Source organism: Pandoraea sp. LA3, assembly GCF_022696215.1.
Lineage (GTDB): Bacteria > Pseudomonadota > Gammaproteobacteria > Burkholderiales > Burkholderiaceae > Pandoraea > Pandoraea capi.
The window spans coordinates 63,937-79,174 of record NZ_PTPY01000039.1; the positions used below are offsets into that span (position 1 = coordinate 63,937).

A 15,238-nucleotide genomic window follows, 5' to 3' on the forward strand; every position below is an offset into this window, starting at 1 on the left:
CCCTAGGGGCACATTGGCCTCTTATCGAATAGTAGCCAAAATAGTAGCCGTTATTAGTTTCCTCGTCTATGCTTGGGCGTCCCGAATGTCTTCATCAAGGAGATTTCCATGTCCTACGCTTCACCAGCTTCCTCGTCTTTTTCCGATGCTTCCGATGCGGCGATGGCGCCGCGCCATCTGCGTGTCGCTTGCGTGCAGGTCTGCGCGCGTGATAACGCCGAGGACAATGTGCTGCGCACGTTGGCGCAAATTCGTCTCGCGGCTCAGGCCGGGGCGCAATTCGTGGCGCTGCCCGAGGCCGTCGACTATCTCGATGCCGATTTCGAGCGCACGAGGGCGTATGCCCGGCCAGAGTCGTCGCACGCCGCGCTGGCAGCGTTTTCCGCTATCGCGAAGTCATTGCGTCTCTGGTTGCTCGTCGGCTCGCTGACCGTGCGCGATGACGATGGCGAACTCGTCAATCGCAGCTTCCTGCTCTCGCCGGACGGCGAAACGGTGTGCCGTTACGACAAGATCCATTTGTTCGACGCACTACCCGGATCGTCCAGCTTCACCGAGTCGCGGCTGTACAAGCGGGGGCAGCATGCGCGTGTGCATGACACGCCGTGGGGCGCGCTCGGGCTATCGATTTGCTACGACGTGCGTTTCCCGCATCTCTTCCGGGGGCTGGCGCAAGCCGGGGCGTCGATGATAGCGATGCCTGCGGCGTTCATGAAAGTGACCGGCGAGGCGCATTGGCATGTGCTCGTGCGGGCGCGCGCCATCGAGACGGGATGCTTCGTGATCGCGCCAGCGCAGTGCGGTCATCACTATGGCGAGCGCTACAGCTTCGGCCACTCGCTGATCGTCGATCCCTGGGGCACGGTGCTCGCGGACGGGGGGGAGTCGCCTGGAATCGTCATAGCAGATATCGATCTGGAGCTCGTTGCGCAGGCGCGCACCCGTATCCCCAGCCTGCATCAGGATCGGGAGGTGGTCTGGGGAGCGCAGGCATGACGCATCGTCACGAATCGGTCCGTATCCGCCTGACGCAAGGGCATGAGGGGCATGAGGGGCATGAGGGGCATGAGGGGCATGAGGGGTATGAGGTGCAGGCGTACGTGGACGGGGATCTCGCGCGTGCGGGCGAGCGCGTCTTGCTCGCGCTCAACGGCGGCCCCGGGCTGCCCTGCGACTATCTGCGCGAGCCGCATCAATGGCTGCTCGACGAAGGTTTCGCGCTGGTGTGTTTCGATCAGTTGGGGTGCGGGCGCTCGGATCGTCCGGACGACCCGGCGCTATGGACATTGGCGCGGTATGTCGACGAAGTCGAACAGGTGCGCACGGCGTTGGGTATCGAGCGCTTTGCCCTGCTGGGGCATTCGTGGGGGACGTGGCTCGGCACGGAGTACTGCCTGACGCATCCGTCGCGGGTAAGCCGCTACATCATTGCCGATGGGGCCTGCGACATACCGCAGCTTCGTGGAGAACTCGAACGGTTGCGGGCCGCGCTCGGTCCGGAGACGGTGGCGATGATGCGTGCGCACGAAGTGGCGGGAACGCTGACCCACCCCGAATATGTGGCTGCGGTGACATTGCTCAACTATCGGCACGTCTGTCGTCTGAAAGATTGGCCCGACGCACTTACGCGCTCGCTCGCGCAATGGAACGACGGTCCGCGCGGGCCGTATTGCACGATGCAGGGCCCGAACGAGTTCACGTACACGGGGAATATGCGCGAGTGGAACCGCGTGCCGGACATGAAAGACATTGCCGTGCCGACGCTGGTCGTTTGCGGGGAGCATGACGAACTGACACCGACGTGTTCGCGTGCGATGTTCGACGCCTTGCCCGATGCGCGACTGTCGGTCATTCCCGAGGCGTCGCACATGCCGTTTTACGAAACACCGGAGCGCTATCGCTCGATCCTGCGGGCGTTCTTGCTGGGGACTTAGGGCACGGCGGGCACTGCGGCCGCCCGACGCGATGTCGGCGGCCGCCATGTCCCGTTCAGACGGCCTGCGGCGTCAGCGACGCGAAGAAGCGTTGCGCCGCGTCGACCAGCGGCGCCATCTCGTGGCGCACGCCGTCGAGCGCTTCATAGCGCACATTGGCATTGACCTCCTGAAGCGCATCGCGCAGACGCTGCAAGCGCGCGACACGTGTGCTGCCGAGGGCGTCGGCACCCGGCATCCAGTGAGGATGCGTCGGCCCCTGGATCATCCCCTTGGGATTCGTATCTTCCGCGCCGACCGCCAGATGCAGCGCAATGCGCCCGAGCGCATGCCATTCGACGGGGTGCCCGAAGCGCGCCTCGAAATCCTGCACACCGATCCACCACGGCTGCGTTGCGTCGGGCAGGGTGATGCCGCCGGGCGCGGCGATGGACGCGGCGCGCACGCGTGGCGCGTGACCGTAGAGAAATCGATGCGCGAAATGTGCGCCGCCCGAGAATCCGAAGACGAGCGATTCGTCGGCCTGTACCCCATAGGCAGCAGCCACCTCGTCGAGCATGTCGCAGGCGATGAGGTCGTAACGCATCTCGCCGTGCACCAGATACTTGTAGGCGTCGATGTCGCCGTCGTCGCTCAGGTCTGCCGGAAACAACGGCGCGACCACGATGTAGTTTTCCTGCTCGGCGAACGTTGCGAACAAGTCGCGCAAACGCTGGTTCGCGCGTTCGGTGCCATGAACGGCGAGCAACAATCGGCATGGCGGACGGCCTGCATCGGCATAGTCTCGCGGGACATACAGGCAATAAGAGAAGCGCGGATCCATTCGGCACGAGAACGACATCGTCGCGCCAACGTGATAGGCGGTGAGCTTCACGAACACAGGTCCTTTGACGAAAGGGAGGTCAGAAGCCGGGGCGCCGGTCGCCGTCAGACGACACGTATTAGGGATACCCCGGAGGTAAACAACGTTATTGATCGGTTGTGAGTGTATCTTAAATTGGCTACTATTTGACATCAAGCTGATCGTGAGATCTTGTGGCAGCGATCAGGCAACTCGTAAGCCAAGTGATTGGCGTGACTGGAGGCGTATTTGGAAACGAAATCCGAACATGGCGCGGGCCATCTCGTGGCGAACACCTCGCGCAGACGTGTGCTCGGCGTTGGGGTGGCCGGCGCGCTGGCGTGTCTGACGGGCGGTACGGCGTCCGCCTTGGCGGCACCGGCCTCGCAGGACATGGAGGCGCGCGCCCGTGGTGAGCAGGGCGTGCTGATCTACTCGAATCTGTCGAACGCCAACATGGCGCCGTTTCTCGCGGGCCTGAAGGCGAAGTACCCGTGGCTCAAGGTCGAAGCGCTGCACCTCGGCCCCGCCGAAGTGTTCGAGCGCTACTACAGCGAGTCTTCGGTCGGCCGCCGCAGCGCAGATCTCATCATCACGGCGGCGCCCGACGCCTGGCTGCGTTTTCACGAAAAGGACGGCATCGAACCTTTTGCTGCGAGCGAGTCGGCGGTCTTGCCGGCGTGGAGCAAACCCTTGCCCGGGCTCTACACGTTCTCGACCGATCCGCTGGTCATCGTCTACAACAAGTTGTTACTGCCGGCGGACAAGCGACCGCAGTCGCTGGCCGATCTGGCGCGCCTGTCCAGTCAGTTTCCCGGTCTCTTCAACCGGCGTATCACGACGTATGACGCTGCCAAGCACGCGTTCGCCTATGTCTTGCAGTGGACTTACGCCCGTGAGCGCGGTTGGCCCGCACTGGAGAAGGTGGCCCGTGCGACGCAACTGGAGAGCAGCGGGGCGACGATGATCGAGAAGGTGACGACGGGCGAATACGCGGTCGTGTACTTCGCGTCGGGGGCGACATTCTTCGAGCGCCTGCGTCAGGAAAACCGGGGCGACATTCTTGGCTGGACGCTCATCAAGGACGGCACGCCGCTCATGCCGCGCGGCATGGCCATCACACGCAAATCGCAGAACAAGGCGTCGGCGGGACTGGTCATGAACTGGCTGTTGTCGCATGACGGGCAGGTCAACATTGCGAAGGGCGGTCTGGTGCCCTACCGCAGCGATGTGAAGCCTGCCGAAGTGCCCGTCATCACGTATTCGCAAATCCTCGAACAACTCGGGCCGAAGAACGTGATCCAGATCGGATACTCGCCGGACATGCTGCGCGAGCAGGCGGGTTTCGTCGCCAAATGGCAGGCCACCTTCAACGGCGGGAGGAAGTAAGCATGGCTTTGCTTTCCAGTGCGTGGCCGGCCACACCGAGCAAGCGCGGATTCCGTGCCGAGCGGTGGGTGCCGCGATGGGTGTTCCTCGCCACGCTGCTGCTCGTTGCCACGCCGCTCTGTCTCGTTCTGTACCAGTCGTTGAGCGATCGACCGCTTTACGACGGCGGCGGGGCGCTGACCGTGCGCAATTACGTCGACCTGCTCACGAGTCGGGCGTTCCTGTCGGCGGCGGGCAACTCGTTCATGCTCGCGATCGTGTCGACGCTCGTGGCTACGGTGGTCGGTGTGTTCGGGGCGTTCTGCTTCACCCGTCTCGAGATGCCGGGCGTGCGTTGGCTGCGTGGCGTGATGGCGCTGCCCGTCTACCTCTCGCAACTGGTGCTGGCATTCGGGTGGTACGTGCTTTATGGCCCGTCCGGCTATATCACGCTGGCCGTGCAACGATGGTTGTCCGACACGCCATGGAATCTGTACTCCATTCTCGGCATGGGGGTGCTTGCCGGGGTGTCGCAGGCGCCGTACGTGACCGTGCTGTGCTCCAGTGCGTTGTCGCTGTCCAACGGATCGCTCGAAGACGCGGCACGCTCGACCGGTGCGAAGCCCTGGCGCGTCATGCGCACGATCACGTTGCCGCTCATGCGACCGTCGATCTTCTACAGCGCGTTGCTGGCCTTCGTCGGCGGGCTGGAGCTGCTTTCGATTCCGCTGATCTTCGGCGCGCCCTCGAACCTGGAGTTCTTCACGACGTTTCTGTATCGCGAGGCGCTCGGCCAGACCACGCCCGACTATGGCCTGCTCGGGGCGGCCGCGGTCTGCATGCTGATTTGCGTGGCGGTTCTCGTGCTGATTCAACAGCGCGTGCTCGGCAATACCCAGCGCTTCGTCACGCTGCGCGGTAAGGCACAACGGCATCGGCCGCTGCGGGTGGGGAAGTGGCGTTACGGGTTGGCGATGCTCTGGTGGTGCTATCTGACGATCACGATCCTGCTGCCGATCGTCGGTCTGCTGGCGCGCTCGGCCGTGCAGTTTCTCAGTCCGCTGGTCTCGCCGCTGGCCTATCTGACGACATCCAACTACGCGCAGATTTTCACGCAGCCGGAATACTGGCATGCCATCACCAACAGCCTGTTCGTCGCAGGTATCGGCGCCGCGCTCGCCACCGCGTTCGTCGCCCTCGTCGTGCTTTGTGTGCAGCGCTCGTCGTTCCGGGCGGGGCGATGGCTCGAAGTGTTGTGTCTCGCGCCGCGCGCCGTGCCCGGCATTGTGGTGGGCATCGGGTTTCTCTGGCTCACGCTGTGGTTGCCCGGCATGGGCGTGCTGTACGGGACCCTGTGGTTGCTCATCATCGCATTCTCCATGCGTAACCTGCCGACCGCGTTCGCCGCCATGGCGCCGACGTTCATGCAGATTGGCCGCGAACTGGATCAGGCATCACGCACTTGCGGGGCGACATGGTGGCAGACATGCCGCAACGTCGTGCTGCCGCTGGGACGTCACGCCATGGCAGGCAGCTATCTGCTGCTTTTCGTGAGCTTTCTCAAGGAGTACGCGGCGGCGGTGTTTCTGGTCGCGCCGTCGAGTCAGGTGATCGGGCCGACCATGCTGCGTCTGTGGACGAATGGCGATTTCGGGCCGGTGGCGGCGCTCTCGATCGTTCAGTTGACGCTGACGTTGGTGTTGATCGCGGTGGCTCGCATCCTCAGTCGAAAGAAGGTAGGGAAATAACATGGCTGCTCTGAAAATCGAATCGTTATGCAAGCGTCACGCCGACGTAGATATCCTCAAGCAGGTCTCGCTGGAGGTGCGCGACGGAGAGTTTCTGACCTTGCTCGGGCCCAGCGGCTGCGGCAAGTCGACCACGCTGTTTTCCATCGCCGGTCTGGAGACGCCGTCTGGCGGACGCATCACGCTCGGTGACACGGTGCTTTACGACGACGCGCGACGCATCGAACTGCCGCCCGAGTCGCGTAACTGTGGATTGGTGTTCCAGTCGTACGCGCTGTGGCCGCACATGACGGTGCGCGAGAACGTGGCGTACCCGTTGAAGTTGCGCGGCGTGCGTTCGCGGGCGATGCGCGACAAGGTCGACGAGGCGCTTTCGCTCGTCGAGATGCTGCCGCTCGCACAGCGCTATCCGCACGAATTGTCGGGCGGCCAGCAGCAGCGTGTGGCGCTTGCCCGAACGCTCGTGTACGAGCCGACGTTGCTGTTGCTCGACGAGCCGCTGTCGAATCTCGATTCCACGCTGCGGCTGCGTGCCCGTGGCTGGCTGCGCGAGTTGCAGCGACGGCTGAAGATCACCACCGTCTATGTCACCCACGATCAGGACGAGGCGTTGTCGCTCAGCGACCGCATCGCGGTGATGAGTGCAGGGCGCATCGTGCAGATCGGTACGCCGCGCGAGATATATCAATCCCCGAAAAGCCCCTTCGTGGCGGACTTCGTGGGGCACAGCAACATGCTCGCGTGCACGGTGGAATCGCTCGACGCGATGGGCGAGCCGACGTTATGCCTGTCCGACGGGCAACGTTTGCAGGCAACCGGCGGTTTGCTCTCGCCGGGCGACGCCGGCCACATTGCCATTCGCGCGGATCACATGGAAATCGTGGCGGAGCGCGATCTGCGACCGGACGGGGCATCCAACGTCATTCGTGCCAGCGTGCTTCAGCGCGATTTCCTTGGGACACATATGGAATATCTGGTGGCAGCGGGCGGTTCGGAAATGCGGGTTCGCACGACGCGCGAGGTCGATGACAGCACACTGTGGCTGCGTTTGCCGCAAGAGCGCTGCATGTTGTTTCGCGCGACGACCTGAGCGCGGCGAGTCATGGCAATGAAGGCGGCGTCGACGACACGATCGGAATGACGGTCGACGCCGGATCGTTGCCGAGAGGGTATGTGCTGGCTGCGAAGGCGGCTGGCGCGTGCATGGCAGGAGATGGTTTGGTAGCAGCAGGTGCCGCATGCCTTCGTCACCGGCATCAGGGCGCCCTGTCGAGGGCGTTGGCATGCGCATTTTTCTTCTCGCTCGATCCCGCAGCTTGCTTCGGGTATTCGATTGCTTTTATCAATTAGGACTACGTATTATGAAAAAAAGATGTATCGCTGCTGGCGCTCTGCTCACGGTGAGTGGGTATGCAGCGGCGCAAAGTCAGGTGACGATATACGGGATTCTGGACAACGGCATCAACTACACGACCAATCAGGGCGGGGCGCACAATGTGCAGATGGCGGGCGGTGCGTTGAACGGGAACCGTTGGGGACTGCGAGGCACGGAGGATCTGGGTGGGGGGTTGCAGGCGATCTTCCGTCTCGAAAACGGATTCGACATTACCAACGGCAAGCTCGCGAACAACGGCCGGGAGTTCGGGCGTCAGGCATTCGTGGGCCTGTCGTCGAACCGATACGGCTCGCTGACCCTGGGCCGTCATTACGATTCGCTGGGGACGTTTCTGGGGCCGCTCGCGTCCAGTAACAAGTTGGTGGGCTTCATGAGCTCGCACCCGGGCGATGCCGATAACGTCGATTCGACGGCACGCGTGAATAGCTCAGTGCGTTTTAACAGCGCGGATTACAACGGCTTCACTTTCGGCGGGGTATACAGCTTTGGTGGTGTTGCCGGATCGATGAAGACGAATCAGATCTACAGCTTCGGCGCAAGTTATCAGAATGGACCGGTGCATTTGGGCTTCGGCTATCTGAATGCACAGAACCCGCTGAACTCGATGTACGACGGCAGCATGACGAGCCCGGTCAATCGTGGCTATTCGAGTGCACAGTCGTTGCAGGTGATCGGTGCGGGCGGTGCGTATCAGTTCGGGGCGCTCAAGCTCGGGACGCTTTACACCAATACCCAGTTCAAGGACGTTTCGTTCTCAAGCGCCACGCCGTTCAGCGGCACGGCCAGGATGAACAACTACGAATTCAACGCGCAATACACGTGGTCGAATGCAGTGGTGATTTCGGCGGCTTACACGCTCACGCGCGCGGAAAAGGCGGGTTACCAGCAATTGAGCGCGGTGTACGACTACTTTTTGTCGAAGCGCACCGACATCTACGCGCTTGCAATCTACCAGCGCGCCAGCGGCACGGATTCCACTGCCGCCGCGAGCGTCGCGCAGATTTATGGCGTGAGCGCCTCGTCGAGTAATGGGCAGGGATTGTTGCGCATCGGCATGAGACACCGGTTCTGATTGTTCGTCGGTCAGGCGCGGGGCGAACAGGGGTTGCGTCCCGCGCTCGATGATCGGTTTTGCGCAGGTATTTTAATTTCTATTTGCGTAATTTAAATTACTTTTTAATGATTGATTGCATTGTTCGTTAATAATGTTTCAATGAAATGAGGGTTTGGTGTGTTGTAAGGATTTGTTAGACTTCATCGGCGTTTTAATTGCGATGGAGACTGGCGATATGCCCCCAAGTATCGAATGTCGTACCAGCAGTAACGTGAAAGAATGCGGTTCCCGGCAGTTTCAGCAGAAACAACATTTCGATAGAGCTCTCCTCAACGATTCAACCGATTTCTCCTCGGTACCCGGTAGTTTTCATTCCCTGCAATTCTATTTCCCGAAAATCCAGACGGCGCCGGTGATCCCCGGTGCACCGCATTTTCCTTTGCGTCGCGCGATCGCAATGGCGAGTGCGGTCGTGATATTGGGCATGATGGCGCCGCCCGCTTTCTCGACAGACGGGGCCGGGGGATGCTCGGCGTCTCCCGGTGCGACGTGTACCGGTGGCACGCCCGGCGCTGCGGGCAGCCCCAACGGCGGTGCAGGCGGTAACGCCAGCGATGCCAACGGCACCGGCGGTAGCGGTGGTGGTGGCGGCGGTGTGGACACCAACGGCAATGCCGGAAATGGTGGCGCGGGTGGCGCAGGCGGCGCCAATGCCGGCGGCGGTGGCAATGGGACCGACGGTACGGCAGGCTCGGGCGCCGCGCTCTTTCCCGGTGGTGCGGGCGGTACCGGCGGCACGGGAGGCTCGGCCAATTCAACCGGACCGACGGCGAACGGCGCAGGCGGCGGCGGTGGCGGCGCGGGGGGGACCGGCGCAGTCCTGACCGCCGGTGGCACCAATACGCAGACCGTTAGCGGTGGCAACGGCGGCATCGGTGGCGGCGGCGGCGGCATGGACACCACGGGGAGCGGTGGCGGCGGCAATGGCGGCGGTGGCGGCGAAGGCGGCACGGGGGTTGTGCTGACGACGTCCGGCCAGTCGACGAACAATGCCTCTGTGGTCGGTGGCAACGGCGGTAACGGCGGCGGTGGCGGTGGCTACGGCAATGCCGGTCAACAAGGCGTCGGTCACGCGAACAATCTCATCGCCGGTAACGGCGGCAATGGCGGCGCGGGCGGCGACGCGGTCGTCTCTCTCCAGGGCGGCTCGTTCGTCAACAACGCGGGCGCGACCGTCACCGGCGGTAATGGTGGCAACGGCGGCGGCTCTGGTTCAGTCAGCGCGGCACCGGGTGTTACGCCTTACGGTGGCAGCGGCGGTAACGGGGGCGCGGGCGGTCACGGCGCGACGCTGTCCGGCGGCAGTACGGTCAACAACAGCGGCAACATCACGGGCGGTCACGGCGGCAATGGCGAGAACGGCGGCTTTGCACTGGCCACTGGTGGGCCACTCGCCGTGGCCGGCAGCGGCGGACTCGGCGGTGCGGGCGGTGTCGGCGTGCTCGTCAATGGCAGCGGTACCGTCATCAACCAGCAAAGCGGCACGATTCGCGGGGGTAACGGCGGGACAGGCGGTGGCGGCAATGCGCAGAGTCAGGTCAACACGGGCATTGGCGGCGTGATCACCGGCGGTGTCGGCGCGGATGGCGGTGCCGGTGGCGACGGCGTGAAGCTCGACGGCGGCGGCACTGTCATCAACAACGGCCAGATTCTCGGCGGCGCAGGCAATCGCGGCGGCGGCGCCGGGAACAGCACCGGCGCGGGCGTCGGTGGTGAGGCGGCTGCCGGCGGTAACGGCGTGTCGCTCAATAGCGGCAACGTCTTCAACACCGCTACCGGACGCATCGTCGGCGGCGTCGGTGGCGACGATAGCGCGGGCGGTGGCGGAAGCGGCGGGCTGGGGGGCGACGGGATTGCATTGAGCGGCAACGGTACGGTCACCAACAGCGGCGCCATTGTCGGCGGCGAAGGGGGCAACGGCGGCAACGGCGCCAATACGTCCGGCGGTACGGGCAGCGAAGGCGGTGCGGGTGTTCGTATCGGAGGAACCGGTACCGTGAACATCGTGACCGGCGGCACGGTCAAGGGTGGCGGTGGCGGTACGGGCGGCGGCGCCGGGAACGCGGCGTCTGCCGGGGGCAATGGCGGAGCGGGTGGCGCCGGTGTGATCGTGACCGATGGCGGCACGGTTTCCAACGGCGGCACGATCACCGGCGGTGACGGCAATCGGGGCGGCGGAGGCGGTTCCAGCAGCGTGGGCGGCACGGGCGGCGCCGGCGGCGCGGGGGTTTTCGTCTCCAACAATGGCGGGCGAATCATCAACACCGGGACTATCGTCGGCGGGACAGGCGGGGGCGACAGCACCGGAGGCGCGGCCGGGCCCGCGGGCGTCGGTGGCGTCGGTGTGCAGGGGCAGAACATCACGGTGGAAAACGCCGGGACCATCACCGGCGGTTTATCCGGTGCCGGTGTTCAGAACGACGCCGTTCGCTTCACCGGGGGAACGAACTCGCTGGAGCTGCGCGCGACCTCGGTCATCAACGGTACGGTCAATGCGAACACCGGGACCAATACACTGATTCTGGGCGGTGCGCAAAACGCTGCGTTCGATGCGTCGTTGATCGGAGCTGCGGCGCAGTATCAGGGCTTCGTCGCGTATCACAAGACGGGAACCAGTACCTGGACATTGAACAACACGACAACCGCGCTGACGCCCTGGACGCTGTTTGCAGGCACGCTCGCGGTCAGTCAGGACGCCAGCCTCGGCGCACCTGCCGGGACGTTGACGTTCAACGGCGGCACGCTGCAACTCGGCGCGAGCTTCGATCTCGCTGCCGGTCGTCCCGTCGTGCTCGATACCAACGGCGGCACGATCGACACGCAGGCGTTCAATTCGACGATCACGCAGGGCATTACAGGCACGGGCGCGCTCACCAAGCTGGGTAGCGGCATGTTGCTGCTGAACGGCAACAACAGCTACACCGGCGCGACGAACGTGAATGCGGGCACGCTTGCCATTGGCGCGCCGACCTCGCCGACGGCCGCGCTCTCCGGAGGCGGGGCGGTGACGGTGGCCAGCGGTGCGACGCTCGGCGGCTACGGCAGCGTGACGGGCAACGTGCAGAACAACGGCACGATTGCGGTCGCCGACGCCATACCGGCGTTTGCCTCGAGTAGTACCGGTAATTTCACGGTGCAGGGCACGCTCACGAACGCCGGCCTGCTGCAACTGGCCGGCTCCCGCGTCGGCAACACGCTGACCGTGGTGGGCAATTACGTCGGCCAGAACGCGAATGCGACGCTCAACACCCAGCTCGGCGCGGATAACTCGCCGACGGACAAGATCGTCATTAACGGCGGCAGTGCGAGCGGTGCGACGGCGCTGAAGATCGTCAACGCAGGGGGCAGCGGGGCGCAGACACTGGCCGACGGTATTCAGGTCGTGCAGGCAACCAATGGCGGCACGACATCGACAAGTGCCTTCAGGGGCGGCTCGGCCAGTGCGGGCGCATACACGTACTACCTGTATCGGGGTGGTGTGAGCGCGGGCACGGAGAATAACTGGTATCTGCGCTCAAGAACGCCGGACACGACGACGCCACCGCCGCTGGTCGTCGATCCGACGGTGCCGATTCCGCCGACGACCGATCCGGGCACCCCGATCTATCGGTCCGAGGTGCCGGTCTATAGCGCCGTGCCTTCACTCCTGCGCGAACTGGCCGTGCAGCAGATCGGCACGTTCCACGATCGCCTCGGCGGGCAGTCGCTGCTCTCCGAAGACGGTTCGTTGCGTGCCGGATGGGGCCGTGTGTGGGGCGATCATCTGTCGCAGGACCTGAGTGGCGGCGTCAATCCGTCGTTCAGCGGCACGATCTTCGGGTTCCAGGTCGGGCAGGATCTCTACGCCGCCTCGACCGAGAGCGGGCATCGTAATCACTACGGTCTGTTCGCCGGATATGCCCGGGCGAGCGGCGACGTCAGCGGTTTCGCCCTAGCCACACCGAATCTGTCCGCAGGCAGCTTGCAGATGAACGCGTTCAGCTTCGGCGGCTACTGGACGCACATCGCCCCGAACGGCGGCTATACCGATACGGTGTTGATGGGAACCACGTCGTCGGTGAATCCGAGTTCATTGCAGGGCAATACGGCGTCGACGCGTGCGAATGCCTTTACGGCGTCGGTCGAAGGCGGGCTGCCGTTCGCGGTCTCTCAGAACGTGACGCTCGAACCGCAGGCGCAGTTGATCTATCAGTATTCCCACATCAACGACCTGACCGACCCGGCGGCAACCGTCTCGTTCAAGAGTGCCAACGAGGTGATCGGGCGGCTGGGGCTGCGTCTGCAATCCCAGTTCCAGGCCAGCGGGGTGAACTGGAAGCCTTATCTGCGCTTCGACGTGCTGCGCTACTTCGGCGGGTCCGACACGGTGACGTACTCCGGCGCGGATCGCTTCACCACGAACGTCGGCTCGACGCAGGGACACGTGGGCGGTGGCATCTACGCGCGCGTGAACCAGAAGGTGAGCGTCTATCTGACGGCAGGGTACTGGTTCAATATGGGCGGCGATTATCGCCGTACGGTCGAAGGCAATGCCGGCGTCCGGCTGACCTGGTGATGGCCTGAGCGCCAACCGGCGTCGATCGCCGGGTTGGCCGGGGTGGTGCAGGGAAGACAATTCGGCGTAAGGCTGCTAATATACGTTTCGTAGCTATTTCGTATATATGGAGCCCGCAACATGGGTATCGTCAAGATATCGGAGCAAATGCATGAGGCGCTGCGCAACACCAGCGGCGCGCTCAGTCGCTCGATCAACGCGCAAGCCGAGCATTGGCTGCGCGTCGGCATGCTCGCCGAATTGAATCCGACGTTGAGTTACGGCGAGATCTGCCGTCGACTCATCGAATCAGAAGGCGGCCCGGTCGGAGAGACCGGGACCGTCGCTTCTCCAGCAACCGGTGCACCCGTCACCGTATTGAACAAGGTGGCGTAATGGTGCGCGAACGCGTTGTAATCCGCTCGAACGAAGAAGTTGCCCTGTCGCGTCGCGCCGGGGAGATGGCCGCGCAAGTGCTCGCGATGATCGGCGAGCATGTGAAGCCGGGCGTCACGACCGACGAACTCGACCGTCTGTGCCACGACTTCATCGTGAACGAACTCAAGGCCATTCCGGCCAATATCGGCTATCACGGGTATCCGAAGACGGTGTGTGCGTCGGTGAATCACGTTGTCTGCCATGGCATTCCCGGCGACAAGAAGCTCCACGACGGCGATATCGTGAACATCGACGTCGCGCTCATCAAGGACGGCTGGTACGGCGACACGAGCCGTATGTATTACGCGGGCAAGCCGAGCATTCTGGCCAAGCGTCTGGTCGACACGACCTACGAGGCGATGCTCGCGGGCATTCGTGCGGTGCGCCCCGGCGCGACGCTCGGTGACGTGGGCTATGCGATTCAGACGGTAGCGCATCGCGAAGGCTTCAGCATCGTGCGCGATTACTGCGGTCACGGCATCGGCACGACGTATCACGACGACCCGCAGGTGCTGCATTACGGCCGTCCGGGCACGGGGCTGACGCTGCGTCCTGGCATGATTTTCACCATCGAGCCGATGGTCAATGTCGGCAAGCCCGACACGAAGCAACTGGCCGACGGCTGGACAGTCGTGACGCGCGACCGCTCGCTCTCCGCGCAGTGGGAACACATGGTCGCCGTGACCGAGACCGGTTTTCAGGTGCTCACGCAATGGCCGGACGGACTGGGTGAGTATGCGCGTTATGGCGCGCTGGACAGCGGCGTTGCTGCAGTGAACGCGGCGTAATCCTAACGACGGTCGAACGACCGTCGACCGACGGCTGATAAGAAAGAAAAAGGGGGCGCAGACTGAACTGCGCCCCCTTTTTTGCTCACGCGACGCTCAGACGTCGTCGGGCGCACCTTCGAGATCGAGCAACTGATGGGCGTAACGGTGGTAAAGCCAGCCCGCTACACCGCATCCCACTGCGACCCACACCACGGTAAACACGGTTTTCAGCATCAGTGACCCCAGCACTGCGACGGTGACGTCCGGCATCAGTTTTATTGTGAGTCCCAGCAGCAATGTCAAGACGAGGCCCACGGCAAACAGGGGCAGTATCGCCGCCAAGGCCGTGCCGAACATCGACCAGAAATGACCACGGGAATCCTGCCAGGCGGCCCGCCAGCGTTTACTTCGTCCTGCGGCGATCTGGCCGTAAATCAACGAGACGCGTACCCCGATAAAGATGACGGCACACGCGACGAGCACGAGGAAAGTCGCCATCAACGCTAAGGCGTTGGTACTCTTGGCCAGCCCCAGCGCCAGACCGATGAGAAAAGCCGGTACGAATCCCACGATGACACCGCCGATCACGATCTGGAGCGTCAGCCAGAGATAACGCCACACATCGCGTCCCATCCAGGGTGCTTGCCGTGCGGCTTCCGGGCCGAGTACCACGTAACGTAGAACGTGAACGGAAAGTATCGCGACCGCCACGGTGTTGACGAAGGCGACACCTAGCGAGGTGAGTGCGAGATTGAAACGGTAGCCCGCCGTGTCGCCGTTTTGCGCGGCGGCCTGCGCGAGTTGCTTGAGAGAAATACCGAGTGCCGACGACACGAGAATGACCACCGCGACCGATACACACAACAATGGCCGGCTTCGCAACGCGTTAAAACCGTCGATCCATGCTCCCTTGAAACACTGCTTGAACGTTATCGGTTCCATGTTTCCCCCTGAGCGAATATCGCTTCGTTGATCGAAGCTGTACGGCGTTGTGCGTTACAACGCCGCCATTCTTGCAGATCGGCCTACGGCTGACAATCGCGGCTTGGGGAGGGGGCTTGAGGGCAGTCTCGATGCCGCGTTGGGGAGGGCTGA

General features: G+C 63.4%; 11 protein-coding genes. 9 read left to right on the top strand and 2 right to left on the bottom strand.

Annotation, left to right across the window (positions count from 1 at the left end; genetic code table 11):
* Positions 1-108: 108 nt before the first annotated feature.
* Positions 109-996, top strand: coding sequence for a carbon-nitrogen hydrolase family protein (locus tag C5N93_RS25445; RefSeq protein ID WP_242561462.1), 888 nt, complete (start codon positions 109-111; stop codon positions 994-996).
* Entirely contained in the window at positions 993-1,934 is a 942-nt protein-coding gene (locus C5N93_RS25450) for a proline iminopeptidase-family hydrolase (RefSeq protein ID WP_242561463.1), read from the top strand. Before C5N93_RS25445 ends, C5N93_RS25450 begins: the two co-directional genes overlap by 4 nt.
* Before the next feature lie 55 nt (positions 1,935-1,989).
* On the opposite strand, the gene C5N93_RS25455 is transcribed toward C5N93_RS25450, so the two are convergent.
* The gene (locus C5N93_RS25455; protein ID WP_242561464.1) at positions 1,990-2,808 is read right to left on the bottom strand and encodes an alpha/beta hydrolase; all 819 of its coding nucleotides are present in this window, start codon (positions 2,806-2,808) and stop codon (positions 1,990-1,992) included.
* A gap of 216 nt (positions 2,809-3,024) precedes the next feature.
* Between C5N93_RS25455 and C5N93_RS25460 the strand changes: the two genes are divergently transcribed.
* The 7 genes from C5N93_RS25460 to map all read left to right on the top strand — a co-directional run bounded on the left by C5N93_RS25460 (position 3,025) and on the right by map (position 14,161).
* Complete coding sequence (locus C5N93_RS25460; protein WP_242561465.1) at positions 3,025-4,164, top strand: ABC transporter substrate-binding protein; 1,140 nt, start codon at positions 3,025-3,027, stop codon at positions 4,162-4,164.
* Between the two features lie 2 nt (positions 4,165-4,166).
* The gene (locus tag C5N93_RS25465) at positions 4,167-5,891 is read left to right on the top strand and encodes an iron ABC transporter permease (RefSeq protein WP_242561466.1); all 1,725 of its coding nucleotides are present in this window, start codon (positions 4,167-4,169) and stop codon (positions 5,889-5,891) included.
* 1 nt (position 5,892) lies between these two features.
* A complete protein-coding gene (locus tag C5N93_RS25470; protein WP_242561467.1) occupies positions 5,893-6,981 on the top strand; it encodes an ABC transporter ATP-binding protein in 1,089 nt (362 codons plus the stop codon).
* A 271-nt stretch (positions 6,982-7,252) separates the two neighbouring features.
* Complete coding sequence (locus C5N93_RS25475) at positions 7,253-8,359, top strand: porin (protein WP_242561468.1); 1,107 nt, start codon at positions 7,253-7,255, stop codon at positions 8,357-8,359.
* 466 nt (positions 8,360-8,825) lie between these two features.
* On the top strand, positions 8,826-12,956 hold the full coding sequence (locus C5N93_RS28405) for an autotransporter outer membrane beta-barrel domain-containing protein (protein ID WP_277990468.1): 4,131 nt from the start codon (positions 8,826-8,828) through the stop codon (positions 12,954-12,956).
* A gap of 120 nt (positions 12,957-13,076) precedes the next feature.
* A complete protein-coding gene (locus C5N93_RS25500) occupies positions 13,077-13,331 on the top strand; it encodes a ParD-like family protein (protein WP_069343747.1) in 255 nt (84 codons plus the stop codon).
* Positions 13,331-14,161, top strand: coding sequence for a type I methionyl aminopeptidase (gene map, locus C5N93_RS25505; RefSeq protein ID WP_242561469.1), 831 nt, complete (start codon positions 13,331-13,333; stop codon positions 14,159-14,161). The genes C5N93_RS25500 and map overlap by 1 nt, the downstream gene beginning before the upstream one ends.
* Positions 14,162-14,257: 96 nt before the next feature.
* Here map and C5N93_RS25510 read toward each other — a convergent pair whose 3' ends face one another.
* On the bottom strand, positions 14,258-15,085 hold the full coding sequence (locus tag C5N93_RS25510) for a hypothetical protein (RefSeq protein ID WP_242561470.1): 828 nt from the start codon (positions 15,083-15,085) through the stop codon (positions 14,258-14,260).
* Between the last annotated feature and the right edge of the window lie 153 nt (positions 15,086-15,238).